Source organism: Streptomyces sp. DT224, from assembly GCF_049844595.1.
Classification (GTDB): domain Bacteria; phylum Actinomycetota; class Actinomycetes; order Streptomycetales; family Streptomycetaceae; genus Streptomyces.
Genome location: NZ_JBNCLI010000008.1, coordinates 233,660 through 257,538, shown reverse-complemented (window position 1 = coordinate 257,538; position 23,879 = coordinate 233,660). Strand labels below are relative to the sequence as shown.

Annotated in this window: 25 protein-coding genes; 12 read left to right on the top strand and 13 right to left on the bottom strand. The window is 71.6% G+C overall.

Going from position 1 to position 23,879, the window contains the following annotated elements:
• Positions 1 to 40 precede the first annotated feature (40 nt).
• Complete coding sequence (locus ACLQ2N_RS21710) at positions 41 to 1,489, bottom strand: class I adenylate-forming enzyme family protein (protein WP_425815474.1); 1,449 nt, start codon at positions 1,487 to 1,489, stop codon at positions 41 to 43.
• Positions 1,482 to 3,026, bottom strand: a complete 1,545-nt coding sequence (locus ACLQ2N_RS21705; RefSeq protein WP_425815472.1) for an NAD(P)-binding domain-containing protein — start codon at positions 3,024 to 3,026, stop codon at positions 1,482 to 1,484. The genes ACLQ2N_RS21710 and ACLQ2N_RS21705 overlap by 8 nt, the downstream gene beginning before the upstream one ends.
• 133 nt (positions 3,027 to 3,159) lie before the next feature.
• Here ACLQ2N_RS21705 and ACLQ2N_RS21700 point away from each other — a divergent pair, with 133 nt between their 5' ends.
• Entirely contained in the window at positions 3,160 to 3,429 is a 270-nt protein-coding gene (locus ACLQ2N_RS21700) for a Thoeris anti-defense Tad2 family protein (RefSeq protein WP_361026482.1), read from the top strand.
• Positions 3,430 to 3,454: 25 nt separating this feature from the next.
• Here the strand turns inward: ACLQ2N_RS21700 and ACLQ2N_RS21695 are convergent, their stop codons facing one another.
• The 3 genes from ACLQ2N_RS21695 to ACLQ2N_RS21685 form a co-directional block, all read right to left on the bottom strand.
• Entirely contained in the window at positions 3,455 to 4,549 is a 1,095-nt protein-coding gene (locus ACLQ2N_RS21695) for a DUF4037 domain-containing protein (RefSeq protein ID WP_425815470.1), read from the bottom strand.
• A gap of 418 nt (positions 4,550 to 4,967) precedes the next feature.
• Positions 4,968 to 5,708, bottom strand: a complete 741-nt coding sequence (locus tag ACLQ2N_RS21690) for a class I SAM-dependent methyltransferase (RefSeq protein WP_425815468.1) — start codon at positions 5,706 to 5,708, stop codon at positions 4,968 to 4,970.
• 192 nt (positions 5,709 to 5,900) lie between these two features.
• A complete protein-coding gene (locus ACLQ2N_RS21685) occupies positions 5,901 to 6,422 on the bottom strand; it encodes an NUDIX domain-containing protein (RefSeq protein WP_425815466.1) in 522 nt (173 codons plus the stop codon).
• 91 nt (positions 6,423 to 6,513) lie between these two features.
• Here ACLQ2N_RS21685 and ACLQ2N_RS21680 point away from each other — a divergent pair, with 91 nt between their 5' ends.
• The 4 genes from ACLQ2N_RS21680 to ACLQ2N_RS21665 all read left to right on the top strand — a co-directional run bounded on the left by ACLQ2N_RS21680 (position 6,514) and on the right by ACLQ2N_RS21665 (position 9,521).
• The gene (locus tag ACLQ2N_RS21680; RefSeq protein WP_425815464.1) at positions 6,514 to 6,882 is read left to right on the top strand and encodes a VOC family protein; all 369 of its coding nucleotides are present in this window, start codon (positions 6,514 to 6,516) and stop codon (positions 6,880 to 6,882) included.
• A 144-nt stretch (positions 6,883 to 7,026) separates the two neighbouring features.
• Positions 7,027 to 7,419 (top strand): hypothetical protein, encoded by a 393-nt coding sequence (locus tag ACLQ2N_RS21675; RefSeq protein ID WP_425815462.1) that lies wholly within the window; start codon positions 7,027 to 7,029, stop codon positions 7,417 to 7,419.
• A gap of 3 nt (positions 7,420 to 7,422) precedes the next feature.
• Positions 7,423 to 8,676, top strand: a complete 1,254-nt coding sequence (locus ACLQ2N_RS21670; protein ID WP_425815460.1) for a glycosyltransferase family 4 protein — start codon at positions 7,423 to 7,425, stop codon at positions 8,674 to 8,676.
• The gene (locus ACLQ2N_RS21665; protein ID WP_425815458.1) at positions 8,673 to 9,521 is read left to right on the top strand and encodes a hypothetical protein; all 849 of its coding nucleotides are present in this window, start codon (positions 8,673 to 8,675) and stop codon (positions 9,519 to 9,521) included. The genes ACLQ2N_RS21670 and ACLQ2N_RS21665 overlap by 4 nt, the downstream gene beginning before the upstream one ends.
• A 128-nt stretch (positions 9,522 to 9,649) precedes the next feature.
• Here ACLQ2N_RS21665 and ACLQ2N_RS21660 read toward each other — a convergent pair whose 3' ends face one another.
• A complete protein-coding gene (locus ACLQ2N_RS21660) occupies positions 9,650 to 10,189 on the bottom strand; it encodes an O-acetyl-ADP-ribose deacetylase (protein WP_425815456.1) in 540 nt (179 codons plus the stop codon).
• A gap of 81 nt (positions 10,190 to 10,270) precedes the next feature.
• On the opposite strand from ACLQ2N_RS21660, the gene ACLQ2N_RS21655 reads away from it, so the two are divergent.
• Both ACLQ2N_RS21655 and ACLQ2N_RS21650 read left to right on the top strand, forming a co-directional pair.
• Positions 10,271 to 10,816 carry a hypothetical protein gene (locus ACLQ2N_RS21655; protein WP_425815454.1) on the top strand — a complete coding sequence of 182 codons (546 nt, stop codon included), beginning with the start codon at positions 10,271 to 10,273 and terminating at the stop codon, positions 10,814 to 10,816.
• A gap of 15 nt (positions 10,817 to 10,831) precedes the next feature.
• Entirely contained in the window at positions 10,832 to 11,233 is a 402-nt protein-coding gene (locus tag ACLQ2N_RS21650; protein ID WP_425815452.1) for a YciI family protein, read from the top strand.
• Between the two features lie 76 nt (positions 11,234 to 11,309).
• Here ACLQ2N_RS21650 and ACLQ2N_RS21645 read toward each other — a convergent pair whose 3' ends face one another.
• Both ACLQ2N_RS21645 and ACLQ2N_RS21640 read right to left on the bottom strand, forming a co-directional pair.
• Positions 11,310 to 12,203, bottom strand: a complete 894-nt coding sequence (locus tag ACLQ2N_RS21645) for a virginiamycin B lyase family protein (protein ID WP_425815450.1) — start codon at positions 12,201 to 12,203, stop codon at positions 11,310 to 11,312.
• Between the two features lie 53 nt (positions 12,204 to 12,256).
• Positions 12,257 to 13,633, bottom strand: a complete 1,377-nt coding sequence (locus ACLQ2N_RS21640; protein WP_365685034.1) for an MFS transporter — start codon at positions 13,631 to 13,633, stop codon at positions 12,257 to 12,259.
• 177 nt (positions 13,634 to 13,810) lie between these two features.
• Between ACLQ2N_RS21640 and ACLQ2N_RS21635 the strand changes: the two genes are divergently transcribed.
• The 4 genes from ACLQ2N_RS21635 (at position 13,811) to ACLQ2N_RS21620 (ending at position 18,467) form a co-directional block, all read left to right on the top strand.
• The gene (locus ACLQ2N_RS21635) at positions 13,811 to 14,374 is read left to right on the top strand and encodes a TetR/AcrR family transcriptional regulator (RefSeq protein WP_425815448.1); all 564 of its coding nucleotides are present in this window, start codon (positions 13,811 to 13,813) and stop codon (positions 14,372 to 14,374) included.
• A gap of 100 nt (positions 14,375 to 14,474) precedes the next feature.
• Complete coding sequence (locus ACLQ2N_RS21630; protein WP_425815446.1) at positions 14,475 to 16,550, top strand: hypothetical protein; 2,076 nt, start codon at positions 14,475 to 14,477, stop codon at positions 16,548 to 16,550.
• A 13-nt stretch (positions 16,551 to 16,563) separates the two neighbouring features.
• Entirely contained in the window at positions 16,564 to 17,307 is a 744-nt protein-coding gene (locus ACLQ2N_RS21625; RefSeq protein WP_425815444.1) for a hypothetical protein, read from the top strand.
• A gap of 107 nt (positions 17,308 to 17,414) precedes the next feature.
• Positions 17,415 to 18,467, top strand: coding sequence for a glycoside hydrolase family 43 protein (locus ACLQ2N_RS21620; protein ID WP_425815442.1), 1,053 nt, complete (start codon positions 17,415 to 17,417; stop codon positions 18,465 to 18,467).
• Here the strand turns inward: ACLQ2N_RS21620 and ACLQ2N_RS21615 are convergent.
• Positions 18,451 to 19,263, bottom strand: coding sequence for an alpha/beta fold hydrolase (locus ACLQ2N_RS21615; RefSeq protein WP_425815440.1), 813 nt, complete (start codon positions 19,261 to 19,263; stop codon positions 18,451 to 18,453). The genes ACLQ2N_RS21620 and ACLQ2N_RS21615 overlap by 17 nt on opposite strands.
• Before the next feature lie 150 nt (positions 19,264 to 19,413).
• On the opposite strand from ACLQ2N_RS21615, the gene ACLQ2N_RS21610 reads away from it, so the two are divergent.
• Complete coding sequence (locus tag ACLQ2N_RS21610) at positions 19,414 to 20,253, top strand: helix-turn-helix transcriptional regulator (RefSeq protein ID WP_425815438.1); 840 nt, start codon at positions 19,414 to 19,416, stop codon at positions 20,251 to 20,253.
• A 105-nt stretch (positions 20,254 to 20,358) separates the two neighbouring features.
• Here the strand turns inward: ACLQ2N_RS21610 and tatA are convergent, their stop codons facing one another.
• From tatA to ACLQ2N_RS21590, 4 genes are all read right to left on the bottom strand, one after another.
• Positions 20,359 to 20,550 carry a Sec-independent protein translocase subunit TatA gene (gene tatA, locus ACLQ2N_RS21605; RefSeq protein ID WP_425815436.1) on the bottom strand — a complete coding sequence of 64 codons (192 nt, stop codon included), beginning with the start codon at positions 20,548 to 20,550 and terminating at the stop codon, positions 20,359 to 20,361.
• Positions 20,551 to 20,670: 120 nt separating this feature from the next.
• A complete protein-coding gene (locus tag ACLQ2N_RS21600; protein ID WP_425815434.1) occupies positions 20,671 to 21,411 on the bottom strand; it encodes a dienelactone hydrolase family protein in 741 nt (246 codons plus the stop codon).
• Positions 21,412 to 21,874: 463 nt separating this feature from the next.
• On the bottom strand, positions 21,875 to 22,723 hold the full coding sequence (locus tag ACLQ2N_RS21595) for an ABC transporter permease (RefSeq protein WP_425815432.1): 849 nt from the start codon (positions 22,721 to 22,723) through the stop codon (positions 21,875 to 21,877).
• Positions 22,720 to 23,754, bottom strand: coding sequence for an ATP-binding cassette domain-containing protein (locus ACLQ2N_RS21590; protein WP_425815430.1), 1,035 nt, complete (start codon positions 23,752 to 23,754; stop codon positions 22,720 to 22,722). The genes ACLQ2N_RS21595 and ACLQ2N_RS21590 overlap by 4 nt, the downstream gene beginning before the upstream one ends.
• Positions 23,755 to 23,879: the final 125 nt, after the last annotated feature.

The window sequence follows — 23,879 nt, the reverse complement described above, 5'->3', positions numbered from 1 at the left end:
ACCGGGCCCCACCCTCGTGACGAGGGCGGGGCCCGGTCCGCTAACTCCTCTGGACGAGCCGCTGTTTGTCGGGCTTTCCGGCGGCCGTGAGCGGTACCTCCTCGATGACGGTGAGCCGGGCCGGAGCGCATTCCTCCCCCACGCCCGCTGCCACCAGCGCCCGCAGTTCGGCGGGATCCGGGGTGCGACCGGACGCGGGGACGACGAAGGCGTGGACGGCCTCGCCCGTACGGTCGTCCGGTACGGCTACGACGTACGCCTCGGCCACCGAAGGGTGGCTGGCGAGCAGCCGCTCGACGGGCCCGGCGTAGTACACGTTGGCGTTGACGATGATCACGTCCCGGGTCCGTCCCGTGAGCCACAGCCGGCCTGACGCGTCGAGGTGGCCGACGTCGCGGGTGCGCACCCATCCGCCGGAGAACACCTCGGCGCTGAGGGCGGGTTCCTGCCAGTAGCCGTGGCTCTGGGACGGGGTACGCGCGAAGATCTCGCCGTCGGTACCGTGCGGGGCCGGGCGGCCCGAGGCGTCACGGATCTCCAGTTCCACGGGCGGCACTCCGAGAGAGCCCGGCGGCTCCCCCGGGACGGCCATCGAGATCATGCCGGTTTCGGTCTGGCCGTAGCCGTGGAAGACGACGGGGCCGAGCACTTCCGCGGCCTCCCGCATCCGCCCCGGCTCCAGCGGCGACCCCGACACCATCAGCGCGCGCAACGCTCCGAGGTCCACCGGCGCTGCACGTTGCGCGGCCACGAGCCTCGTCAGCCGGGCGACCGTGATCACGCTCGCGGTCGCCCGGTGACGCACCAGGGCGCCGGGGAAGTCCGGAGGGTCGGCGGTGACGAGGGTGCCGCCGGCCGCGAGGGCCAGCAGTCCGTACTCCATCATCACTTGGCTGGCCAGAGTGCCGAACACCAGGAACCGGTCGAGGCGCCCGGCGAGTTCGCGGACGGCCGGCGGCCAGGCGTCCGGCCGGTGCGCCCACCCCGCGGTCATCGCCGCGTACGTCTGGGCGCACGCCTTGGGGAGGCCGGTGCTGCCGCTGGTGTGCAGGAGCCGGGCGGTGTCCCCGGGCCGGGCCAGGACCTGCGGCCGGACACCGTCGTCCGCCGCCGCCAGCAGGTCGTCGAGCGCGAGGATCAGGCCGTTCCCCCGGTCACCGGTGTCGTCGGGCCGGTCGGTGACGGTCACTTCGACGTCTCGCACGAGGTGTTTCCGCTGTTCCTCGGTCAGGCCGGGCCGCACGCCGACGACACGTGCGCCGACGACGTGGGCGGCGACGATCGCGGCGAATGCTCCGGGGCCGACGCCCAGGAGCATGGCCACACCGTCGCCGGGTCCGACGCCGTGGCCGCGCAGGCCGTTCACCGCGCGCCGCACGGTGCCGAGGAGCCTGGTTCCGGAGATCTCCACGCCGGCGTGCTCGAACACCGGCCGGTCGCCCGCCGCTTCGAGGATGTCCAGTACGGCGCCGGGAAACTGCTCAGTCAAGGCACTCCTTCACGAAGTCGGTGAGCGGCCGGCGGTGGACCTCCGGCAGGTTCCAGTCGTTCTCCAGGTTCTCCGCCAGGTGGTGGGTTCCGGCGAGCACACCGTCCCGGTAGTGGCGGACGACGGGATGGAGATACGTGGAGTCCATGGCGTGGTCCACGTCGTTCTCGACGACGCGCGGGACAGCCACGTCGAACGGGTCGGCCTGGTCGTGCTCGGCTCCGTACTCGAGGTCGATGACGAACCGGTGCGGGGCGGGCCCGAGACTTCCGTCGGTGACATAGTCCAGCGGGACCTCCTCCTGGTACACGGCCCGGTCGCCCTCCACGCCGACCACATCGCCGAGGAATGCGAACTGCTGCCAGAGCGCCGACGAACGGTTGATCCTGGCGATGACGGCGTCCGCGATCGCGTCCGGCGTCGCGGTGAGCGTCCGGGCCGGCCAGGGGGTGTCGAGATGGCGGGCGCAGAGGATGCGGTGCAGCGCCCGGACCGCGTAGCGGAATCCGTGGATGAAGCCGTTGGTGGATTTCTTGAAGTCCCGCTGCTGCATCAGCGTGCCGGCGAAGTACAGGTCCGGCACGTTGACCGACTCGAATGACGAGGTCTGCTCGGGGAAGCGGTCGTTGATGACGAGCGCCGGTCGGCAGGTCTCGTCGAAGACGGAGGCGTCGAAGCGGAAGCCGGTGCAGGCGATGATCCGGTCGTAGTGGAGCTCGCGCAACGGCTCGACGGTCCGTGCGTAGCGCAGCATGACCCGGTAGCCACCGCTCGCCGTCTTCTCGATGCTCTCGACGGTGCCGTCGAGCACCGCGTTCTGTGACTTCAGCTGGTAGGTGTCCAGGAAGTTGTTGTTCACCGCGCGCAGGTGCCCGAGGTAGTGGGTCTTCCAGGCGAGCTTGACCGAGTGCGGACCGGCCATATGGATGACCGCTGCCTTCTCGATGAGGCCGTCGGCGGTTTCGAACGCGGAGTTCCCCTTGCCGATGATCAGCACCCGCTGGTTGGTGAAGGACGCCGGGTCGGGGTCGAAGGAGTCGTACCGTTCGGCGAGTTCGCCCCCCGGGATGGGTGGCTCGTAGAGCCGGGAGATACCCGTCGCCATGACGAGCCTCCTGGCCTGCCAGGTTCGTCCGTCACCGTCGCTCACGGTGAAGACGCCGTCCGCCCGGGTGACCCGGACGACTTCCGTGCCGTACTCGACACGCACGCCGGTACGGGCCGCGAAGTCGGCCAGGTAGTGCACCAGGTCGTCCGCAGGCGGGAAATAGCGCTCGCTGTACCGGGTGAAGAGCAGCTCCGGATCGTCGCTGAGCAGCGAGTTCCAGTCCATGCGCAGGTTGAGTTCCGGGTCGGTGAAGCCCGTGTTCACCTTGTTGGTCGATATCAGCCGGCGATGGCGGGGATACCGGGTGAAGAAGGTCCCCGGTCCGCTCCCCCGCTCCAGGACGATGTAGTCGCGCCCGTCGCGTTCGAGCAGAGCGGCGAGCTGAAGTCCGGCCGGTCCGGCCCCGATGATGAGATAGTCGCGCACCATGGGCCCGGACGGTAGCGACGCGAAATCAGAAGGCTCTGAGATTCGGCGCTCCCTCATACCCATGGATGTCCCACGCTGTCAACTCCTCTTCCCCGTGCCGGAGTCCGCGTCCTAGGCTCGGACGGTGACGCATATGAGCTGGTCGGAACTGCTGCAACTGGGCACGGCGGACCCCACCTTGACCTTCGCCCGCGAGAAGTGGACCCAGCCGGGAAAGTTCGTCTGGGTGGCCCCCCGGGAGACCGTCACGGCCCCTACCGGGGAGCAGTACCCGCTCTGCGTCACGGTGTATTTCAAGGACGCCGACGACATCGTCAAGCCCTACCAGCCGAGCATGGACGGGATGACGGAGGCCGACGACTGGTACGTCGGGGTCTCGGGCCGGCCACCCGGGGAGCGGTGAGCGGGGTAAATCACCGGTATTGACCCTAGGGCAGAGCCGTCGCGTGCGTGACAGCGTGGGTGAGGTCCGGACGGCTGAGGACCTCTGTGCTGTCGATGAACTGGTCGACGGCGCCGATCTGCGGCAGGGCGAGGACGGCCGGGTCGGTGATGCGGGCGGTCAGGGCCCCGGCAAAGCGCTCGGCGTGCAGAACCCGGTACGGCCTGTCGTGGTAGGGCCGTGTCGCGGGGTCCACGGGGTCGCAGAGGCCCAGGCGATTCTGTATGGTCGCGACGCTCTCGTAGGCGTGGGCGAGGTGGTCCTCGCGGGTGTGCCAGTCGGTCGCGGCAAGGGCGGCGGCGAGTACCGGAACGAGGGCGGGTCCCTGGGATGTGAGGGTGAAGGCGCTGCCGAGCCATTTGCCGTACGGCGGGTAGCGGCGGTCCATGAGCAGGCAGAGCCGCATCAGATCGCGCACCAGCCGGGCGGCGACGACGGCGGAGCCGAGTTCGTCGCCCACCTCGCCGCAGCGCCCGACGAAGGCTTCCTCCCGGGAAATACGCTGCCACTGGCAGGCCAGGAGGTACAGCCAGAGATCATCGGGGTACCAGCCGAGGACGGACCGGGCCGGGCCGAGGCTGCCGAGTCCGTCGTGGAAGACGGCCCCGCCCGTGACCTCGGCGAGACGCTGGGCGGGGGTGCCCAGCCATTGTTCCGGGCTGATGGCCCGGCCCGGGTCGAACCCCAGCCGCTCGGTGAACCAGGTGCTCGCGTCGGTGACCTCCACCCGGTGGCGGACCGGCCCCTCCGTCGCCCTCATGACCCCGATGCCCGCCTCCCCCGTCTCGGCGAAGTGCGTCGGATAGCCGCAGAACGACTTCGGCAGGCGCTCGGAGAGCAATTCCGTGATCGCCGTTCCATGACGGGCGACGTCGCGCGGGTGCAGGAAGATCTGCAGGCGTGGTCCCCACTCGTGGTCGGCGGAACGGGCGGTGTCGAACCCGAGGACCTCCGAACCGCTGCCGACACGGGCGGCGGAGTGCGTGAGCCCGGGGACGGCATCGTCGAGCAGTGGCCTCACGGCTTCGAGGTAGAAGCGACGTGAGAGTTCCAGTCCGGGAATGAAGGGCGGCGTGGTCATAGCGACGAGGGTGCCGCACCGGCGGTGACCAGTCGAAGCGATTTACGCGGCCGCGGGTTGTCGGCCGGCCGGCCGGCGGAAGTCAGCGCCCTGTCCGATCCGGACATGCTCATCGAGATCGAAGCCGTGGCGGTGCGCTGAGAGCCCGCCCCGTAGCACTGCGGCGAAAGCGCGTTTCCTCCGCCCGAACCTGTCCGGGCGGCCATCGGCCGGGTTACGGTGCGGGCGGCGGAAGGGCCTGGTGAGTGCAGCGGGGATGAGCCGCGCGGCAGCAGTGGCGCTCGTGCAGCGCATCCCGGATGCGGACCACGCCTCCGATGACCACCGCCCGTACCTCGGAGAGACATGTTTCCTGAGACGGTTCTGCGGACCGAACGACTGCTCCTTCGTCCATTCGGCAGTGCAGACGCGGTGAGGCTTACGGTTTGTGGGACACCCAGAGTGCTTCCGTCGGCCAGTGGTGTGCCCAGTCGGGCGGGTCCGTCTGGTTGTAGCCGTTGGCCGCATCGGGGCCGGGGCGCGGTTCGATGAGGTCGTCGATGACGAGCCCTGCGCCGCGCAGGGCCCTGATCCAGTCGCCGTAGGTGAGCTGGTAGCTGACCGCGCCCCGGTCTTCGTCGATGGCGTCCAGGCCGAAGTAGTCCCGCTGCAGCGTCGTGGTCGCGCGGCTGGTGGCTTCGTCGTAGCAGGCTTCGAACCACGGGCTGGCGACGTTGAACACGAGGCGCCCGCCGCGCCGCAGCACGCGGGCGGCCTGCGGTACGGCCAGACGCGGGGGCGCCCAGCTGAGCCCGCCGTAGTCGCAGAACACCAGGTCGAAGCTGTCGGCGGCGAACGGGAGCTGTTCGGCGGCACCCTGCACCAGCGGGTAGCGGGCCGCCCCCATCCCGCGAGCCGCTGCGGCGAGCTGCTCCTCGGACAGGTCGAACCCGACCACCGCGGCCCCCTCGGCGGCGAGCGCCCTGGCCCACTGGCCGGCACCGCAGCCGAGCTCCAGGACGCGCTTGCCGGTGACGTCGCCCAGCGCTCGCAGGTGCGCGTCGGGGATCGCGTACGTGCCCCACAGGCGGGGCGCCGCACCGATCCGCGTGTCGTGTCTGTCCTGGTAGGCGCCGCTGATCCGATTCCAGAACCGCCTGTTGCCGGAAATGCTGTCCACGGATCGACCCAAGCATCACCTGCCGGGGCGGTCAACGTGGTTGTGGTGGGCGGCCACCGCGCCCCGGTGAGACACGGAGCAAAGCGGTCCGCAGAGATCCGGCGCCGGGGAGTGGCGACTCGGGGGCGTGGGCCAGACCGTCTCGCGGCGGGCTCCCGGGCCCGCGCGATGGCCACCGGGGCGGCGCCCCCGTCACCGGGCGGAGGCTTCACGCAGAAGGCGCGCGTGGGCGCGGATGCGCGACAGGTCCTCGGGGAAGCAGCTCTCCCAGTCCTCGCCCAGGGACGTCCAGGCCGCCGGCTGGCCGCTCTCCGCCTTCAGCGGTGTGCCGGGATCCACGATCGCCGCGTACGACAGCCCAAGCGTCGCCGGCCATCGCGGGTGGTACGAGCGCACTGTCGCCGCTGCTGGTTCGGGCAGCAGTTCCGCCGCCACGCCGGTCTCTTCCAGGAGCTCGCGCCGGGCGGCCTCGCGCGGCGTCTCTCCCGGCTCGACCCGCCCGCCCGGAGGCACCCACCCCCGCCACCGGTGACGCACCAGCAGCACCCGGCCGAACCCTTCGCCGAAGACCCACACCTCCGCGGCAAGCGGCTCCGCGGGCCCCTGCCGGGCGCGAGCCAGCCACTGGCCCGCGCCGTCGAACTCGGCTCTGGCCAGCCGCACATCGGAGGTCGCCGCCTCCAGTACCCGTTGTCCCAACGCGTCATGAACCATCGCGACAATATAAGTCGTGCGTCCGACACCGATGAGTTCACCGCTCAGCAGCGGTCTGCCCAGTGACCCAACCGTTCTCGGCAGGAGCACCATGTCCACCATTCAGCCAGTGATCCTCACCGCCCGCCAGGACGTCCTGGCCGGCTTCTACACGAAACTCTTCGGCGCCGAGGAGATCTTCCGGGTGCCGACGCACGGCCCGGTGTTCTACCTCGGCCTGCGCATCGGCGACACGGACCTCGGGTTGGTGGCCAAGAAGGAAGCGGGGGAAGGCGCGGCACCCCGGATGCTGCTCAGCATCGGCGTGGACGACGTCGACGCGACGCTCGGGCGCGTGGAAGCGCTGGGCGGGTCGGTCAACCGCGCGGCGAACGACATGCCGTGGGGCCAGCGTGTCGCCCACATCCTGGACCCCGACGGCAATCCGGTGAACCTCACGCAGCCGATCCGGACCGAGTGACTTCTCCGGTCCGGGCGCTTCCGTTTGCGAAGGACCCGCCTGCCGGGCGACGCGCGGACGGCGCCGTTTTCCACCGTGCCCCGGTCCGGGCGTTCGCGCCGGACCGGCGTCACCAGGCCCTGGCGGCGGGCGGTCTCCTGGACGGTGAGCAGCAATCCGTCCTGCAGCACGGCGGTCACGACTCGTACGTCCGCCGTCCACGAGGTGGTGTTCCACGAAGCGGTACACGTCCGGGGCGACGGCGGTGACCTCCTCGATCCGAATCGACAAGCCCGGACTGCTGCCGCCCGCACCACGCAGGGCTTCCCGCAGCGTCACGAGGTCGAGGATCGCTCCGTCGGTGGTCACGAGCGCGAACGACTCGTGATGTGCGTCCAGGAACGCTTCGAGGTCAGCAGTCGTGCCGTCTCTCAGCCATGCGGCCAACCGGTCGTGATGGCGGGCCAGGAAGTGTTTCATCTGGCCATTGTGGCAGGTCAGTTGTGCCCGGAGGGCGGCCGAGCAGGCAACCTTCCGTACGAGCCGTTCGTCCTGTAGTGCATGCGAATCTCATTCCTCATCCACAACGCGTACGCGATCGGAGGGACGATCACCACCACATTCAACTTGGCTCGCGCACTGGCCGATCGGCACGATGTGGAAATCATCTCCGTGCTCCGGAGCAGGGAACGCCCGAGCCTCGCACTCGATCCGCGCGTGCGGCTCCGGCCCCTGGTCGATCTGCGGCGTGAGAAGGACGACCCGCGGCATCGGACACCGGCGAAGGTCTTTCCCTCGTCCGAGTACCGCTACAGCGAGTACAGCGCACTGACCGACGAACGCATCGGTGAAGCACTGGCCTCGCTCGACGCCGATGTCGTCGTGGGGACCCGGCCCGGGCTCAACGTCCACCTGGCGCTCCACGCGCCTGCGCGGTCGGTGCGGGTCGGACAGGAGCACCTCACACTCGACCACCACCCCCCGCGGTTGCGCAAGGCGCTGCGCCGGGCCTATCCCCGGCTGGACGCGATCACCCCTGTGACGGAGGCAGACTCGGCCGTCTACCGGCGCAAGATGCGGCTGCCGGGTGTACGTGTGCAAGCGCTGCCCAACAGTGTCCCCGCCCCGGCCCTCGCACCGTCGGACGGCCGGGGGCGCATCGTGGTCGCCGCCGGGCGGCTGGCGCCGGTGAAGCGGTTCGACCTGTTGATCGACGCCTTCGCCGCAGTCGCGGCGGCGCATCCGGACTGGCAGTTACGTATCTACGGCCGCGGCGAGGAGCGGGAGCGGCTGCGTGCGCTCATCGACCGGCTCGGGTTGTACAACAACGTGTTCCTGATGGGTGCGGTGACCCCGATGGAGGCCGAGTGGGTCAAGGGGTCGATCGCGGCGGTGACCTCCGATCTCGAGTCCTTCGGCATGGCCATCGTCGAGGCGATGAGCTGCGGGTTGCCGGTCGTGAGCACGGACTGCGCGTACGGCCCCGGCGAGATCATCACGGATGAGGAGGACGGCCGGCTGGTGCCCGCCGGAGACCGGGACGCGTTGGCCGGCGCCCTGCTGGACCTCGTCGGCGACGACGAACTGCGCCGCCGCATGGGGCGCAACGCGCTGGTGAACTCGCGGCGCTACGGCCCCGCGCACGTCGTGGTCCGGGCTGAACAGCTCTTCGAGGAGCTGCTGGCCGCCCGGCGTGCGGGCCGAACGGTGACCGGAACGGGCAGCACCTTGACGAGCAGCGGATTCGCCGCCCGGGACACGATGCTCGTCGCGGCCGGCAACGTCGCGAGGGCCGTACGGAGGGCGCGACGATGACGGGCGACGGTAAGAATGTGAACGGACTCGTGGAGAAGCCCCGTGGCGCGGTGACGGCGCAGGCCGGAGGGCGTTTGCTCGTACGCGTCCAGTGGTCCGGGTCCGCCTCGGCGCATCCGCGGCTGCTGCTCCAGCCGCGCCCGAAGAAGGGCCGGCCGGAGGAGGCCGGGCGTTCTCTCGTTCTGGACGCCGTGGGGACGGACGAGTGGCAGACCGTACTCGAGGCCGACCCCGCCCTCGATGAAGGCCGCTGGGACGCCTATGTCGTGCCCGGGCCGGGCGAGGACCGCGTGCCGTTGCTGCCCGGCCCGAACGACCTGCGCGGGCTGGTGTCCGGTGGGGACGCCGTACGGGGTGCGCCGGTGGCGGTCCGGATTCCGTACGCCACCAAGGACGGCCGGCTCGCCATACGGGCCTGGCGGCGCGCCACGCATGCGGAGGCCGGCCGGATCACCGTCGGGTCCGACGCGATGACGGTGAAGGCGCGGCTGTACGGCGCCGGTCTCGGCGAAGGCGCGGAGGTGTCGCTGAACCGGCGCGGGCGGGAGTCCGCGGAGGCTCGGATCGCGCTGAGCGCCGAAGGGGACCAGGACTTCTCGTTCACCGTCGCCTACGCGGACCTCCTGGCGGAGGTGGCGGGGGGTACAACGGTGGTCTGGGACGTGTTCGTCCGTCCCTCCGCTGGTGCGCCCCGGGTGCGGGTGGCCCGGCTGATGGACGACATCGCGGACCGGAAGACGGTGTTCGTCTACCCGGCCGCCACGCTGGACGAGGTGTCGGTGCGCCCGTACTACACCCTCGACAACGACCTCTCGGTGGAGGCGGCACCGCGGCGCTCACGGTGAACCCGCCTCCATTGCCGGTCGGGCCGGCGGCTCGCCGGGCCTCCGCGCGGGCGTACGCGCAGGCCCGGTGGGTGCGGTGTGTCACCGCCCGTCGCGCAGCCGGGCCGTCGGCCACGGTGCCCCCGGGCTCAGGGCCGAGCCACCGCCAGGGCCTCCTGGAACTCCCCGTACGCGTACGCGTCGAAGAGCACGAACCGCACCTCCTCGACGGGAGGCGCGGCCTCCGTCAGCACCGTGCGCACGGCGATGCGGGCTCCGTCGTCCATGGGCCAGCCGTAGATGCCGGTGGAGATCGCGGGGAAGGCGACGGTACGCGCCCCCAGCTCCGCCGCGACGCGCAGGGATTCGCGGTAGCACGACTCCAGCAGGGCAGAACGGTCCTCGGCTCCGCTCCACACCGGGCCGACGGTGTGGACGACCCAGCGGGCGTCGAGCTTGCCGGCGGTGGTCGCGACGGCCTGGCCCGTGCGCAGCCCTTTGCCGTACCGCGAGGCGCGCAGTTCCCGGCAGGCGGCGAGGATCTCGGGGCCACCGCGGCGGTGGATCGCTCCGTCCACCCCTCCGCCGCCGAGCAGTGAGGAATTCGCGGCGTTGACGACGGCGTCGACGGACTGGCGGGTGATGTCTCCCCGGACGAGGGTGACGGTGACGTCGGAAGGGTCGCTCATGCGGTCATCATGCCCTGACTCCGCCGGCGGCGCGGGAGTTGTCCGACGACGTTGTCAGTGCCCGGTGTTAGCGTCGCCACCATGGCGAATCGTTCGTATCTCTACTCCGCGGACTCGGTTCCGAGCGACGCGGACATCCCGCAGCGGATCCGCTGCATATCCGAGCACAACTGGGACATCCCGCTCGCGCACAAGCTCCTGGTGGGGCACGGGACGAGGGTCGTCCCGTCCATGATCTGGAACCATCCGATCTGCATCGCGGCGGATTACGCCGATGGGGCGGCGCTGCTCCGCGACGTCCTGCGCGCGGTCGGCAACGGCCTCGAGGACGACGCCGAGTTCGCCGAGTGCGTGGCCAGGACGACGGCGCACCTGGAGAAGCAGGAGGCGAAGTACTTTCTGCTCGAAACGGGCGAGATCGTTTCGATGACGGACGACGACCCGGCGGAGAGCGTTCGGCGTCTGGCGTGCGAGGACGTCCCGGAGGCGGTGTCCCTGGCCGAGGCGGCGATCGCCGGTCGCAACGACGCCTGGCTCGCTTCCGTACGGGCCGACTGGCAGCGGCACTTCGCCTCGTTCTACGCCGACGCGCTGTACTTCTCCTTTCCGGAATCCACGGACGACTGACAACGGGAGTACGTGATGGCGAAGTTCATGCTGCTGGTCAACCACGACGGCGGGGTCTTCGAGGAGCCGATGGACACCTGGCAGCCGGGTGACATCGCGGCCCACTTCGACTACTACGCCCTGTTGACCAAGGAGTTGACCGAGAGCGGGGAGCTGGTCCGGTTCATGGCGCTGGCCGACCCGCGGCAGGCACGTACGGTCCGCGCGGACGGCGTCGCGCCCTCGGTGGTGACCGACGGGCCGTTCGCCGGGTCCAAGGAGGCGCTGGCCGGCTTCAACGTCTTCGAGGTCGAGTCGGAGGAGCGGGCGCTGGAGATCGCCGCCCGTATATCGGCCGTCCCTGGCCCCGGTGGTGTGCCCACGCGACAGCCGGTCGAAGTACGACAGGTCATGGCCGACGAGCACGGTCAACTGTGAGGCGAGCGGGCGCCCCATGACCGGCCCGGTGCGCGTCGAGGACCTGCCGCCGCTCGCTCCGCGGGTCCTCGACGCCCTACGGTGCGATGCGGGCGAGTGAACCCGTCTCCAGCGCGGTCCACAGGGCGCCGTCGGGGCCGACGGCGATGCCGTGCGGTTCCGAGTCCGGGGTGGGCAGGGCGTGGGCGGTGACGGTGCCGCCCGGGGTGATCGTCGCGACGCGGTTGGCGCCCCACTCGGTGAACCACACGGCGCCCTTTCCGTCGACGGTGACGGCGTGCGGCCGGGCGGCGCGGTCGGGCAGCGGAAACTCCGTGATCTGCCCGTCGGGGGTGATCCGGCCGATCTGACCGGCGGCGATCTCGGCGAACCACAGGGCGCCGTCGGGGCCCGCCGCGATGCCGACCGGGCCCGCCGCCTCCGTCGGCAGGGGGTGCAGGGCGACCGTGCCGTCCATGCCGATCCGCCCGATGGCATTGCCCTGGTTGAGGGTGAACCACATCGCGCCGTCGCCCCCGGCGGTGATCGCGGACGGGAACGCGCCGGTGGCGGGGAGCGGGAACCGGGTGACGTCGCCGTCGACGGTGATGCGGCCGATGCGGTCGGCGGCGGTCTCGGTGAACCAGAGCGCTCCGTCCGGGCCCGCCGCGATGCCGAACGGCCCGGAGCCGGAGCCCGGTACGTCGTACTCGGTGATCGCGCCGTCGGTGGTGATCCGCCCGATCCGGTCGGCCCGGTACTCGGTGAACCACAGCGCGCCGTCCGGACCGGGTGTGATGACCGTCGGTCCGCAGTCGGGGGCGAGGCGGTGCTCGGTCGGCTGCTCGCCGGGGACGAGGCGGCCGATCCGGCCGCTGTGGACGAGGGTGAACCACAGCGCTCCGTCCGGGCCCGTGGTGAGGGTGTACGGTCCGGCGTCGGGGCCGGACACCGGGTGCTCAGCGATCGATACCGGGGTCGCGTCGTGCACAGGTTTCCTCTGTTCGTGTTCGGTGGTGGGACAGGGGCGTGTTCCGCGGTCCCTCAACGGCTGCCCGCTGTGGTGGGCTTCGGCGTATCGGTGGACTGTACCGGCGTCGCGGCGCCTGCCACGGACCCGCCCTTCGTCAGCCACAGGCCCGTGAACACGGCCGTGGCCAGGGTGAGGGCACCCGCCGTCAGGAAGGCGCTGTCGAGCCCGGTCTCGAAGGAGGCACCGCTGGACTCCCTGGCGCGGACCACGGCTCCGAGGACCGCCACGCCGAGCACCGCGCCGATCTGCCGGACGGTGCTGCTGATGCCCGAGGCAAGGCCCCCTTCCTGCGGGCTGACGGCCTGGATGGCGGCGCCGGTGAGCGGGGACATCGTCAGGGCGAAGCCGACGCCGACGACCGCCAGCCGCCACCACACGTTCCCGTAGGCCGTGTCGGCGTGCACCGTGCCGAGGGCCAGCAGTCCGAGCCCGGCCAGGGCCAGACCGGCGGTGACCACGACGCGGAAGCCGTGCCGGGCGGCGAGCCGCCCCGCGTACGGGCTGACGATCACCATGGCGAGGGTGGCGGGAAGGGTCTGCAGCCCGGCGCGCAGGATCGAGCTGCCCTGGACGTACACGAAGAACTGGGAGAAGAAGAACGTCGAGCCCATGAGCGCGAAGCCCACCACGCCCATGGCGGTGTTGGAGACGGTGAACAGGCGCTCGCGGAAGAGCCCCAGCGGCAGCATCGGCGCGCGGCGGCGCGCTTCGACGGCCACGAAGGCGGCGAGGAGGAGCGCCGCGGCGGTGAAGCTGCCGAGGATGAGCGGCGACGTCCAGCCGCGCACTCCGCCCTCGATCAGCCCGTAGGCCAGGGCGCCCACTCCCAGTACGGACAGCACCGTCCCGGGGATGTCGAGCGCGGGGGCGTCCGGATTGCGGGCCTCCTGGAGGTGACGCAGCCCGACCACGAGAAGGACCGCGCCGATGGGCAGGTTGACCAGGAAGATGGCGGCCCATCCGAAGGCGTCGGTGAGCACGCCGCCGGCCACGGGCCCCGCGGCAAGACCGACTCCGCTGAGTCCGGCCCACAGCCCGATCGCCTTCACGCGTTCCTGCGGTACCGGGTACGCCGCCGCGAGCAGGGCGAGCGAGGCGGGACTGAGCGCCGCGGCCCCGATGCCCTGGAGCACCCGTCCGGCGATCAGCCAGCCGAGCGAAGGCGCGAGGCTGCACACCACCGATGCGGCGGTGAACATCGCGACACCGGACAGGAAGACGCGTTTGCGGCCGAACCGGTCGGCGAAGATGCCGCCGGACAGCAGCAGCATGGCGACCAGCAGGACGTACGCGTCAACGATCCATTGCAGGCCCGTGAGTTGAAGGTGCAGGCGGTGCTGCATGTCGGGCAGCGCCGCTCCCACGATCGTGTTGTCGAGCAGGACCATGAACTGGCCCAGGCAGGTCACCGTGAGCAGCACGGCGCGGTTCGGCCGGCCGCTTGCGGACTCGTGCGATGCAGTAATGGCAATCCCTCGTTTCCTAACGCAGCCAGCGACTGCGTTAGGCGACTGTAAAGGATGCTGATCCGTAAACGCAAGCATCGACTGCGTTAAAGTGGGCGCATGAACGAACAGCGAGCCCGGCGGCCCGGTGGGCGCAGCGCGCGCGTCGGCGCCCAGGTGCACCAGGCCGTCACCGAGCTCATCAGCGAACGCGGCTACGGGAACTTCACCGTCGGCGAAGTGGCGGCGCGGGCGGGCGTGGCCGACAGCAGCATCTACCGCCGGTGGGGCGGCCTGGAGGCGCTGCTCAGCGACGTGGCGCTCAACCGCCTCAACGCGCGCTCGCCGATGCCCGACACGGGGAGCCTGGCGGGCGACCTGCGTACGTACGCGGCCCAGGTCGCCCGCGAGATCACCGGACCCGACGGACCGGCGGTCCTGCACCTGGCCGTCGCCCTGTCGGCCACCGGTCAGCAGGGTGCCCAGGCCCGCGACGCCCTCCGCGAAGAGCGCAGCGGGCAGTTGCAGTCCATGCTCGACCGCGCACGCGAGCGCGGCGAGCCCGCACCCGACGCGCTCACCGTGCTGGACCACGTCCTGGCACCGATGTACATCCGTGTCTTGTTCGGCATGGGCCCGCTCACCCCGGAGTACGTCGAAGGGCTGGTCGACCGGCTGCTGTGACCCGGGCCCGGTGTCCGAATTCCGGTGGCGTGAGGTGCCGTCACCCCCACACTGTTCCTGTAGCGATCAGCGGCCCACGGACCAGCCACGGGGGAAGTTCATGACGGACCACGAAGACGCGTACCGGGCCCCGGCGGACCGACCGCCCCAGGGCCATCCGTACACCCCGCCGGCCGGGGTCTTCGGGCCGCCCGCGGACGTCCCGCCCCAGCACTCCCCGTACGCCGCCCCGCCCGGGGCATTCGGGCCGCCGCCGCAGGTGCCGCACCTCCCGCAGGCCGTGCCGCCGCCGCGCTCGCCCTACGGGCCCGGGCCGCAATATCCGTACGGCCCTCCGCAGTACAGCCCCGCGCAGCCGCCGCCCGCCCGGCGGCGCAAGCGTCTGCTCCTGTTCGGCGCGGCCGGAGTGGCAGCCGCCGGCCTGGTGGCCGGGCTGCTGGTCTGGCACGGGGGGCCGGGACCGAAGGAGCCGGTCGCCAAGCTGGACCTGAAGCCGTTCCGGCAGGCCGTGGTCGCGCTGGCCGACGCCCCCGGGCTGCGGTACAAGGATTCGGGTGACGACCCGGTGAAGCGGGACATCACCGTGACCGCGTCCGGCAGCCGCTTCGGCGCCATGGAAGCCGGGGGCTCCGGACTCGCCCGCGAGGTTCTGCACATCGGCGGCAGGACCTTCACCCGGGCGAAGGACTCGGTCTCCGCCGCGTGGGCGGCCGCCGACGAGAGCGACAGCGTCACACGGGAGACGGTCGGCCGCATGCCGGCCCCGGCCGACCTGGCGACCGCGCTCTCCAAGGCGCTCGACCGGCTGGAGGGCACACCGGCCCCCAGCGGGTCCGCGCAGCCGCCCTCCGTCGACGGCACCCCGGCCCTCGCGGTGGACACCTCGGCCGGCCGGCTGCTCGTCACCGAACAGAAGCCGCACCGGGTCCTGCGCCTTGAGTCGTACGGACCCTCCGGCCCCGGAGGGACGTCGGGCGGTTCGGCCGAGGCGGCCTCGTTCCGGCTGACGTCCGTCACGGCGGAGGGGGACTCCGAGGACGAGGATCCGCCCGAGATCCCCGAGGTGACGGACGGCCCGCTGGCGGACAGCGATTCCGCCGGGCTGGACCTTGCGCCGGTCGCCGAGGACGCCGTCGACCCCATGTACGACACGCTGGAGAAGCAGACCGAGGAGCTGAAGAACGCCACCGACAGCGGCATCAACCTGACCCTCAGCAGCGGCGGAACGGTGAAGTGCGGTTCCGGTGGCTGCACGGCGAAGAACAGCTTTTCCGGACACATCACCACCAGCGCCAAGAGCCGCCTCATCAGCGGCAAGGTCACCGCGGTGATGACCGCCTCCTTCAGCATCGACGGCAAGTCCGCCGGCCGGTGCACCAGCCCGCAGAGCTCCTTCGCGGTCTCCGGGACGTCGGTCTCCGGCAGCCTGTCCTGCTCCAATCCGGGCGCCGGGCCCACCTTCTCCTCGGTCGAGGCGCAGAAGAAGAACGAGGCGCGCGCCCGGTCCCGGGCCAGCGGCGGGCGGCTCGTCCAGTACCGCATCCCCTACCGCGCCGACACCCTGATCAACGCCTACGCCCTGGCGAAGACCGAGGTCAGGAAGCTGGTCGACAAGGTCCGCGAGGAGCACGACACAAGCGGCTGCGGGCTCCGCACCCCGGCATCGGGCGCGGCGGCCCGCTCCCAGGGCGTCACCGTGCCGGCCGGACTGTTCCACTCCCCCGCCCCCACACACCACCGGCCGTCCGTCGGGGCCGGGTTCTTCACGGGCGCCAAGTGCCCCGACGCCAAGGCGGTCAAGGCCGCGGAGACCGTCATCGACCGGGCCGGGGCCGGCAAGGTGCGCAAGTCGAGCAACTACCACCCCCACTTCAGCGACGAACGCGTGGTGGAGATCCTCAAGACCCCGGACGCGGTGTACGTCTCGCAAAAACAGCGGGGGGACCTCATCTTCCGGAAGGGCGAGGACATCGTGGTGACGAAGGGCCCCGGCGCCGGGGCGGGCGACGTCATCACGGGCTACGGCCCCTCCGGCAAAAAGGGCGAGACCGGGGCCAAGGCGTTGGGCGGGTCGCCCGACGACCCGCAGCCCCCGGTGACCCACGAGGACATCGTGAACGGAAAGATCCGCGACACCAAGGGCGGCTATCTGCCGGCCGCCAGGCGCATCAGGTGAGGCGACGGCCACAGTGAAGATCACCATCGGCGACGGCATGGCCGCCGCGACGACGGACAGACCCCTCGCGTTCACGCCTCGCTTCGACTTCCGCGATCTCCAGCTGATCGTCGCGGGGTACGCGGACCCGGCCGGGCGCGAGCGGGAGCTGTCCGAGACGTTCGGGAGCATGCGGTGGCTGTGGTCGGAGGACGAATACCTCCGCTTCGACCGCGACAGCCGCGAACTGCGCAGTCTCACGTTCTTCGTGCCCGCGCGGTACGTCTCCGAAGCCGCGGGCGGTGGGCCGCGAACGCGTGCCGCCGGGCTCCGCGCGGACGTCGTCAGGGAGTTCGGCATGCCCCCGGCCACGGTATTCCACTGCGACTCCGAGGCCCGCGCCCTGAGCTGCCTCACGGACGCCCGCCTTCTCCGCGGGGAACCGGACGCGCGGCTCGGGGTCGCCCCCGATGTGGCCCTCCTGGTCCACGAGGGGGCGGTGACCGGATGGAGCCTCGGCGACCCCGCGCGGTATCTGACGGACGGGTTCGCCGAGCCCCCGTCCGGCCCGCCGGCGCCCACCACGCGGCTGCGGCTGGCGGAGTGCCTGGAGTTGGTGTCCTCGCCGCTCGTGGACCGGGTCATGGACCTGCAGCCGGAGGCGTGGCGGAGGCTCCGGGCGGTGGAACGGGCCCTGGGGGAACAGCGGGAGGACCGGGCCCGGGCCGACGTCCTGCACGGGGTCGTCAGCCGCCTCATCGAGGATTACGAGGGGTGAGCCGGGGTCAAATTGACATGAACACGCCCTCTCGTGGATAGGGTCATGGAACCGGTCCGTCCCCGCGAGCCCCCGTACGGGAAAGGGAAGCCATGAGACTCTCCCGGATGCCCGGCGTGGCAGCCTTCGCGCTGTCCATGCTTCTGACCCTCACGATGTCACTTCTGTCCGCCCCTCCCGCCGAGGCGGGACAGACGTCCATCCGTGGCGCCGACCCCAGCGTGCTGCGCGTGGGCGGTACGTACATCTCGGTCCAGTCGACGGGCGGCGGCATCAGCGTCCGGCAGGCGTCCTCAACCGGCGGTCTGGCCTCGGCCCCGGCCCGGCAGGTGTGGGCGGACACCGGAAGCCTGGGTGAGATCTGGGCCCCGGAGATTGTGCGGGACGGCGGCCGGTACTACGTCTACTTCTCCGCCGGCCGGGGCTCCGCCCACCGCATGTACGTGATCAGCTCCGCCACGGCCGACAGCGGCTACACCTCCGCGACGAAACTCGCCCTGCCCGACGACAGGTGGGCGATCGACGGCACCCTGTTCACCTTCAACGGGCAGCGTTGGTTCGTCTGGTCCGGCTGGGCCGGCACCACCAACGTCGAGCAGAACCTCTACATTGCGCGCATGAGCAGCCCGACCACCCCGACGGGCGCCCGGTACATCATCTCCCAGCCCAGGGAGAGCTGGGAGCGTGTCGTCGGCAACCCCTTCATCAACGAGGGCCCGGAAGCGATCAAGGACCCGAACGGGCAGCTGCACATCACCTACTCCGCCAACGGCAGCTGGAGCGATCAGTACTGCATCGCGGAACTGCGGCTCCGGGCGGGCGGTGACCCCACGTACGTGTGGGACTGGTACAAGTCCAACGGCTGCCTGTTCGGCTCCGACAGGGCGACGATGATGACCGGCTGGGACCCCACCCTGTACGTGAACGGCCCCGGCCACCACACGTTCGTGCTGCTCGACGGCGACATCGGCACCAGCCCCCCGGCCGGTCCCACCTTCCCCCTGATGTTCCACGCCGTGCCCAAGGGAACCCCGTACAGCTGGGAGAACCGCTACTGGTACACGGGCTCCTTCTGCTGGTGGGGCAACACCACGTACAGCCGCGCCAACGTCCCCGGGCCGAACACCGACACCGGGTACAGCCTCAAGTTCTTCGAGTGACACCGAGCACCTCGTGAATCCGCTCCGCGGTGGCGCGCGGGCGGAACACGTATCCGTTGTGGCCGCCGGGGAAGGGCTCCAGACGCGTCCCCAGCGCGCCTGCGAGAAGCCGGGCGCAAGTGTGCGTCCAAAGGTTTCCCGACTTCTCGCCGGCGGCGGGCACGATGCGGGCGGGTGAGCCGGCGAGCGCGGCCGGGTCGAGGACGTGGGCCCTGATCGCCGGCAGGTCGTGGGTGAGCAGCACCTCCATGTCGCGCAGGCGGTCCGGCCCGGGGGCGCGTGGCGGGAGGTCCGGCTCGGAGTCGGCCGGGTCGATGTCGAGGCCGGCCGCGAACGCGCGCATGGCCGCCTCCGCACCGTGCGTCCGGAAGGTCTCCTCGACAGCGAGCAGCCGCCCGATGCCCTGAGCGGGCTCCGGAAGCAGCCGGACGGCAGGCGGCTCGTGAGCGACGACTGCCGCGACCTGCTCGGGATGACGGCCGGTCAGTTCCAGCGCGACGAGGGCGCCGAGGCTGGTTCCGTAGACGAGCGCGGGCTCCGGTGCGAGGCCGCTCAGCAGGCGGGAGGCGTCCTCGACGTGCGTGGCGAGCGTCTTCGCGGGAGCGTCGGTGGTGCTCCCGGACAGGCCGCGCCGGTCGTAGGTGACGACGGTGTACCGGTCGGCGAGGTGGCGGGCGAGCGGTTCGGTGGCGTCGATGCCGTGGTGGCCTCCGGCGATGAGCAGGAGCACGGGGCCGTCGCCGCGGATGGTGTGGCGCAGTCGCGCGCCCGGAACCGACAGGGTGGATTGTCTCATCGTGCGACCGCCGATCTGCGTGTCGGACAGGCCCCCGACGGGCCCTGCGCCGATGGTGCCGCTGCCGGCGTCCGGCCGGAAGCGGAGCGCTGTGCCCAGGACCGGCGGTCCCAGGATGCGCGGGCCGGGGGCCGCTACCCTGGGGACGACATGACACCGAAGCGTCCAGAGCTCGCCGATTTCCTGCGGCGGTCCAGGGAGCGGCTGACGCCGCGCGACGTGGGGCTCGCCGAGGGGCCCAGGCGGCGGACACCGGGGCTGCGCCGCGAGGAGGTCGCCGTCCTCGCGGGGATGTCCGCCGACTACTACATGCGGCTCGAACAGGCCCGTGGACCGCAGCCCTCGGTCCAGGTGCTCGGCGCCCTGTCCGGTGCGCTGCGGCTGACCGAGGACGAGCGGGACCATCTGTACGTGCTGGCCGGGCACCGCCCGCCGGAAGGCACGCGGGCCGGCGGGTATCTGCGCCCGGGCCTGCGGTATCTGCTCGACCGGCTGGACGGCGTGCCCGTCCAAGTGGTCAGCGATCTGGGCGACTTGCTGGCGCAGAACGACCTGGCGCTCACGTTGTTCGGCTGCGTTTGTTCGGTGGCGGAGGAGGACCGCAACATCGTCCTGCGCTGGTTCACCGATCCGGCGGTGCGGGGCCACTTCGCGGCCGAGGAGCACGAGGAGCAGGCGCGGCAGTTGGTGGCCGATCTGAGGGCCGCGACGGCCCGGCGCGGGGACGACGCGGTCTCCCGGACGCTGGTGGCGCGGTGCCGGGCGGCGAGCCCGGAGTTCGGCGCGCTGTGGGACCGGCAGGAGGTCGCCGTACGACGGTCGCACCCGTACCGCCTCGTCCATCCCGGGCTGGGCAGGATCGATCTGGACTGCGAGGTGCTGGCCACGCCCGCCGTGGACCAGCGCCTGCGCATCTTCACGCCTCCCCCCGGAAAGGCCGCGGTGCTGGACGAGTTGCGCGCACTCGGTCCGCGCCACCTGTGCGAGTGACCGGTCAGCCGCGCCGTGCCGGACCTCGGCGAACCGGTCCGGGTGCGCGAGGGGGCCGGGGCGGCGGTCTGTTGTCCGCTGTCCCGGCCCTTGTCGGCGCAGGTGTTACGAGTGCCCCGGCGCGGCGGGCTCGGTGCCCGGCTCGGCCTTCATCGCCTTGGCCTCGCTCTTGAGAATGCGGGCCGACTTGCCCAGGGAGCGCGCCATGTCGGGGAGCTTCTTCGAGCCGAACACCATGATGACCACCAGCGCCACGATGAGCAGGTGCCACGGTTCCAGGCCGTTGCGGAGCATCACGTCACCTTCTTTCCTTCGTTGTCGTCCGCGCGTGCGGGGGCACGCCCGTACAGCAGACACCCTAGGCGCCGGAGCTGTGAGCCGTCCGGGCAGGTGGGACGGGTCGCGCCCCCAGCGGTCCTACTTCAGGTGCCGGGTGAAGAAGTGGGCCGCCGCGGCCCCCGCGTACGCCGGGACGCCGGTGTGGCCGCCCATGTTGGCGTGCAGCGACTTCTCCTTGGAACCGAACGCGTCGAACAGGTCGAGCGCCGCCTGCCGGTCGTTGCCCTCGTCGTCCCACTGCAACAGGACGTGCAGCGGGATGGTGAGCCGGCGGGCCTCGTCGTACATGGTGCGCGGGATGAAGCTGCCGGCGAAGAGGCCGGCGGCCTCGATGCGCGGGTCGACCGCCGCGAGCCGGACGCCGATGGAGATCACACCGCCCGAGTATCCGACCGGGCTGGTGACCTCGGGGAGCGCGAGGATGGCGTCCATCGCGGCCCGCAACTCCGGGACCGCCTGGTCGACCAGCGGGAGGACGACGGCGTCGATGATCTCGTCGGTGACCGGTTCGCCCGCCTGCAGGGCCCGGCGCATGTCGGCGCGGGCCCGGTCGTGCTCGGGCAGCCGGGGCCGGTCACCGCAGCCGGGGAGTTCGACGGCGGCCGTGGCGAAGCCGTCCGCCGCGGAGTGCCGCGCCCGGTCGGCCAGGCGCGGGTACATCCGCCGGAGGCCGAGCGTGGGGTGGCCGAGGAGGATCAGCGGCACCGGTGCGGAGGCGGACGCGGACTCCGGCGTCCAGAGGATGCCCGGGATGTCGTCGAGCGTGAAGGAGCGTTCGAGTACGCCGTCGTCCAGGCGCTGCTCGGAAGTGAATTGCATGATCGTGCCTTTCGGGAGTGCACACAACGGCGCTCCCGGACGACCTGCCTATCGCCCGACCGTGACCCCGGAGGGGAGCACCCATGTCGATACTGCGTTCACGGGTACCACCTCCTCGTTCTTTCGCACGGCCGGGAGGAATCTAGCAGGATGCCGCGGCGGTCGCCTAACGGGTTTCGGTACGGGCCCGCCTGCCGCGCAGGGCCGCGGCCACCAGGGCCACGGCGATCCCGCCCGGTCACCGCCACGATCAGTGCGGCGTCGGCCTTCCGCTCCAGCAGCCGCGCCCTGGCCTGCGCGCGGTCCTGGACTGCGGTGACCTGCACCGGTCGAGCGCTTTGCCTCCGCCACGTGCCGGACCCGCTCTCCGCAGTGAGTGCCGGGCCGGTGCGCCGCGGAGAGAACACGCATGGCCGGTGCCGTACCCACCCGGTCGGCCCAGCACCGGCGTGCACGCGGTGATTCACTCCTGCCGTTCGAACCGGTGAGCGGCCCACAGCAGGGCACCCGCGCCGCCGACCAGAAGCAGAGCCGCCTCCACGGGGAGCGGGAGGGAGTGGCCGGCCCAGCTGATGCCTCCTCCGGCAGCCGCGTCCGGGGCGCGCAGGGCGATGCTGCCGCGCAGCATGTCGACGCCGTACGCGAGCGGATTCACGGCGGCCACGGCATGGGCCCAGTCGGGCAGCGCCTCCAGAGGGAAGAAGCCGCCGGAGAGGAACAGCAGGGGCATCATCATCACGCCGAGCAGCGTGTGGAACGTCTCGGGCCTGCTCAGGCTCACCGCCAGGGTCAGGGCGAGGGCGGTGATCGTGAAGGAGATCAGGGCCATGCCGGCGAGAAGCAGCGCCAGAAGGAGCGGGTCGTAGGGCAGGCCGACGACTCCGGCCAGGCTCAGCAGCACGGTGCCCTGGATGGTGGCGACCATCGTGCCGCCGGCACAGCTGCCCAGGAGCAGGGTCGCGCGGCTGACCGGAGCCATCAGGAGTTCGCGCAGATAGCCGCTCTGCCGGTCGGTGATGAGGCGGATGCCGACCAGGATCGCCGGGGTCTGCACCGTCATCATCAGCATGCCGGGGAACAGGTAGGTCTGATAACCGACGCCCAGCCTGGCGTCGGAGATGAGTGCGGCGAGTCCCCCGCCCAGGATCAGGAGGTACAGCACGGGGTGGAGCAGCATCAGCGCGGTGTGGGCACGCTGACCGGCCAGGCGCAGCAGGTCCCGGTGGACCAGGCCGTGGATCGCGCGCAGTTCGTGCCGCAGGCGGACCGGCCGTCCGCCGGTGCCGGTCGCATCGATCGGGAGTGTGGTCATCGGCCGCCGCCGGGCTGTGTGCTGTGGATGCTGCGGCCGGTGTGGTGGAAGAAGACGTCGTCGAGCGTGGGCGGGGTGGCGGAGGCGGCGCGGACGGCGATGCCGTGGCTCTCCAGGGTCGCGCAGAGGCGGGGGATCCAGGAACTGCCGTCGGGCACCCGCAGACAGATCCCGTCGGCGTCCCTGGTCACGGAGTGTCCGCGCGGGACCATGCGGTGGACGACGCGGTGTGCGCGCTCGTCCTGGCTGGTGCGCAGCACGACCCGGTCGTCGCCGATGGCGGCCTTCAGCGCGCCGGGCGCGCCCTGGGCGACCAGCCGGCCGCGGTCGATGATGGCGACGCGGTCGCAGTTGGCTGCCTCTTCGAGCTGGTGGGTCGTGATGAAGAGCGTGCTGCCGTTCCGTTCCCGCAAGGCGTACAGGTGGTCCCAGATCTGGGCGCGGGCGTGGGGGTCGAGGCCGGTGGTGGGCTCGTCCAGGAACAGTACGTCCGGTGCGTGCAGGAGTTGGCGGGCGATTTCCAGGCGGCGCCGCATGCCTCCCGACAGGGTACGTACGGGGGTGGCCCGCCGGTCGGTGAGTCCGGCCACTTCCAGTACGTCGGCGGTGCGCTCTCGGACGTGGGCTCGGCGCATCCCGTAGAGGCGTGCGTGGATACGGAGATTCTGTTCGGGTGTCAGGTCGGGGTCGAGGGCGCTCTGCTGGAACAGCATGCCGACGCGCTGCCGCACCAGGTGGGGCTGGGTGCGCACGTCGGCGCCCGCCACCGTGGCGTGACCGGCGGTGGGGCGGGCCAGGGCGCAGAGCATGGCGATGGTGGTGGACTTCCCGGCGCCGTTGGGCCCGAGGAAGGCGAAGGTCTCGCCCCGGTGCACGTCCAGGTCCAGGCCGCTCACGGCGTGCGTGACGGCGCCCTTGGGCCCGGGGTAGCTCTTGACGAGGCCGCGGGTGCTGATGGCGCACTCGGGCGGGTCGAGGGTGGCGGGGGTGTGCTCGGGGGCGGTTGCCTCTCCGCCGACGTGAAGTCGCATGTCCGGTCCTCAGCTCTGGTTCGCCGGTGGGGTCCGGCCCGGGGGGGGGGCCCGGGCCCCCCCCCCCCCCAGGGGGGGGGGGGGGGGGGGGCGGGGGGGGCGCGAGCGCCCCGGGGTGGGGGCCG

Coding starts and splice junctions, on each gene's coding strand:
- ACLQ2N_RS21640 (WP_365685034.1), bottom strand. CDS start 13,633: ATGGTCCTGCTCGACAACACGATCGTGGGAGCGGCGCTGCCCGACATG.
- ACLQ2N_RS21665 (WP_425815458.1), top strand. CDS start 8,673: ATGACGGGCGACGGTAAGAATGTGAACGGACTCGTGGAGAAGCCCCGT.
- ACLQ2N_RS21670 (WP_425815460.1), top strand. CDS start 7,423: ATGCGAATCTCATTCCTCATCCACAACGCGTACGCGATCGGAGGGACG.
- ACLQ2N_RS21660 (WP_425815456.1), bottom strand. CDS start 10,189: ATGAGCGACCCTTCCGACGTCACCGTCACCCTCGTCCGGGGAGACATC.
- ACLQ2N_RS21590 (WP_425815430.1), bottom strand. CDS start 23,754: ATGCGACTTCACGTCGGCGGAGAGGCAACCGCCCCCGAGCACACCCCC.
- ACLQ2N_RS21695 (WP_425815470.1), bottom strand. CDS start 4,549: ATGACCACGCCGCCCTTCATTCCCGGACTGGAACTCTCACGTCGCTTC.
- ACLQ2N_RS21630 (WP_425815446.1), top strand. CDS start 14,475: ATGACGGACCACGAAGACGCGTACCGGGCCCCGGCGGACCGACCGCCC.
- ACLQ2N_RS21655 (WP_425815454.1), top strand. CDS start 10,271: ATGGCGAATCGTTCGTATCTCTACTCCGCGGACTCGGTTCCGAGCGAC.
- ACLQ2N_RS21610 (WP_425815438.1), top strand. CDS start 19,414: ATGACACCGAAGCGTCCAGAGCTCGCCGATTTCCTGCGGCGGTCCAGG.
- ACLQ2N_RS21595 (WP_425815432.1), bottom strand. CDS start 22,723: ATGACCACACTCCCGATCGATGCGACCGGCACCGGCGGACGGCCGGTC.
- ACLQ2N_RS21705 (WP_425815472.1), bottom strand. CDS start 3,026: ATGGTGCGCGACTATCTCATCATCGGGGCCGGACCGGCCGGACTTCAG.
- ACLQ2N_RS21700 (WP_361026482.1), top strand. CDS start 3,160: ATGAGCTGGTCGGAACTGCTGCAACTGGGCACGGCGGACCCCACCTTG.
- ACLQ2N_RS21685 (WP_425815466.1), bottom strand. CDS start 6,422: ATGGTTCATGACGCGTTGGGACAACGGGTACTGGAGGCGGCGACCTCC.
- ACLQ2N_RS21680 (WP_425815464.1), top strand. CDS start 6,514: ATGTCCACCATTCAGCCAGTGATCCTCACCGCCCGCCAGGACGTCCTG.
- ACLQ2N_RS21635 (WP_425815448.1), top strand. CDS start 13,811: ATGAACGAACAGCGAGCCCGGCGGCCCGGTGGGCGCAGCGCGCGCGTC.
- ACLQ2N_RS21600 (WP_425815434.1), bottom strand. CDS start 21,411: ATGCAATTCACTTCCGAGCAGCGCCTGGACGACGGCGTACTCGAACGC.
- ACLQ2N_RS21615 (WP_425815440.1), bottom strand. CDS start 19,263: ATGAGACAATCCACCCTGTCGGTTCCGGGCGCGCGACTGCGCCACACC.
- ACLQ2N_RS21620 (WP_425815442.1), top strand. CDS start 17,415: ATGCCCGGCGTGGCAGCCTTCGCGCTGTCCATGCTTCTGACCCTCACG.
- ACLQ2N_RS21650 (WP_425815452.1), top strand. CDS start 10,832: ATGGCGAAGTTCATGCTGCTGGTCAACCACGACGGCGGGGTCTTCGAG.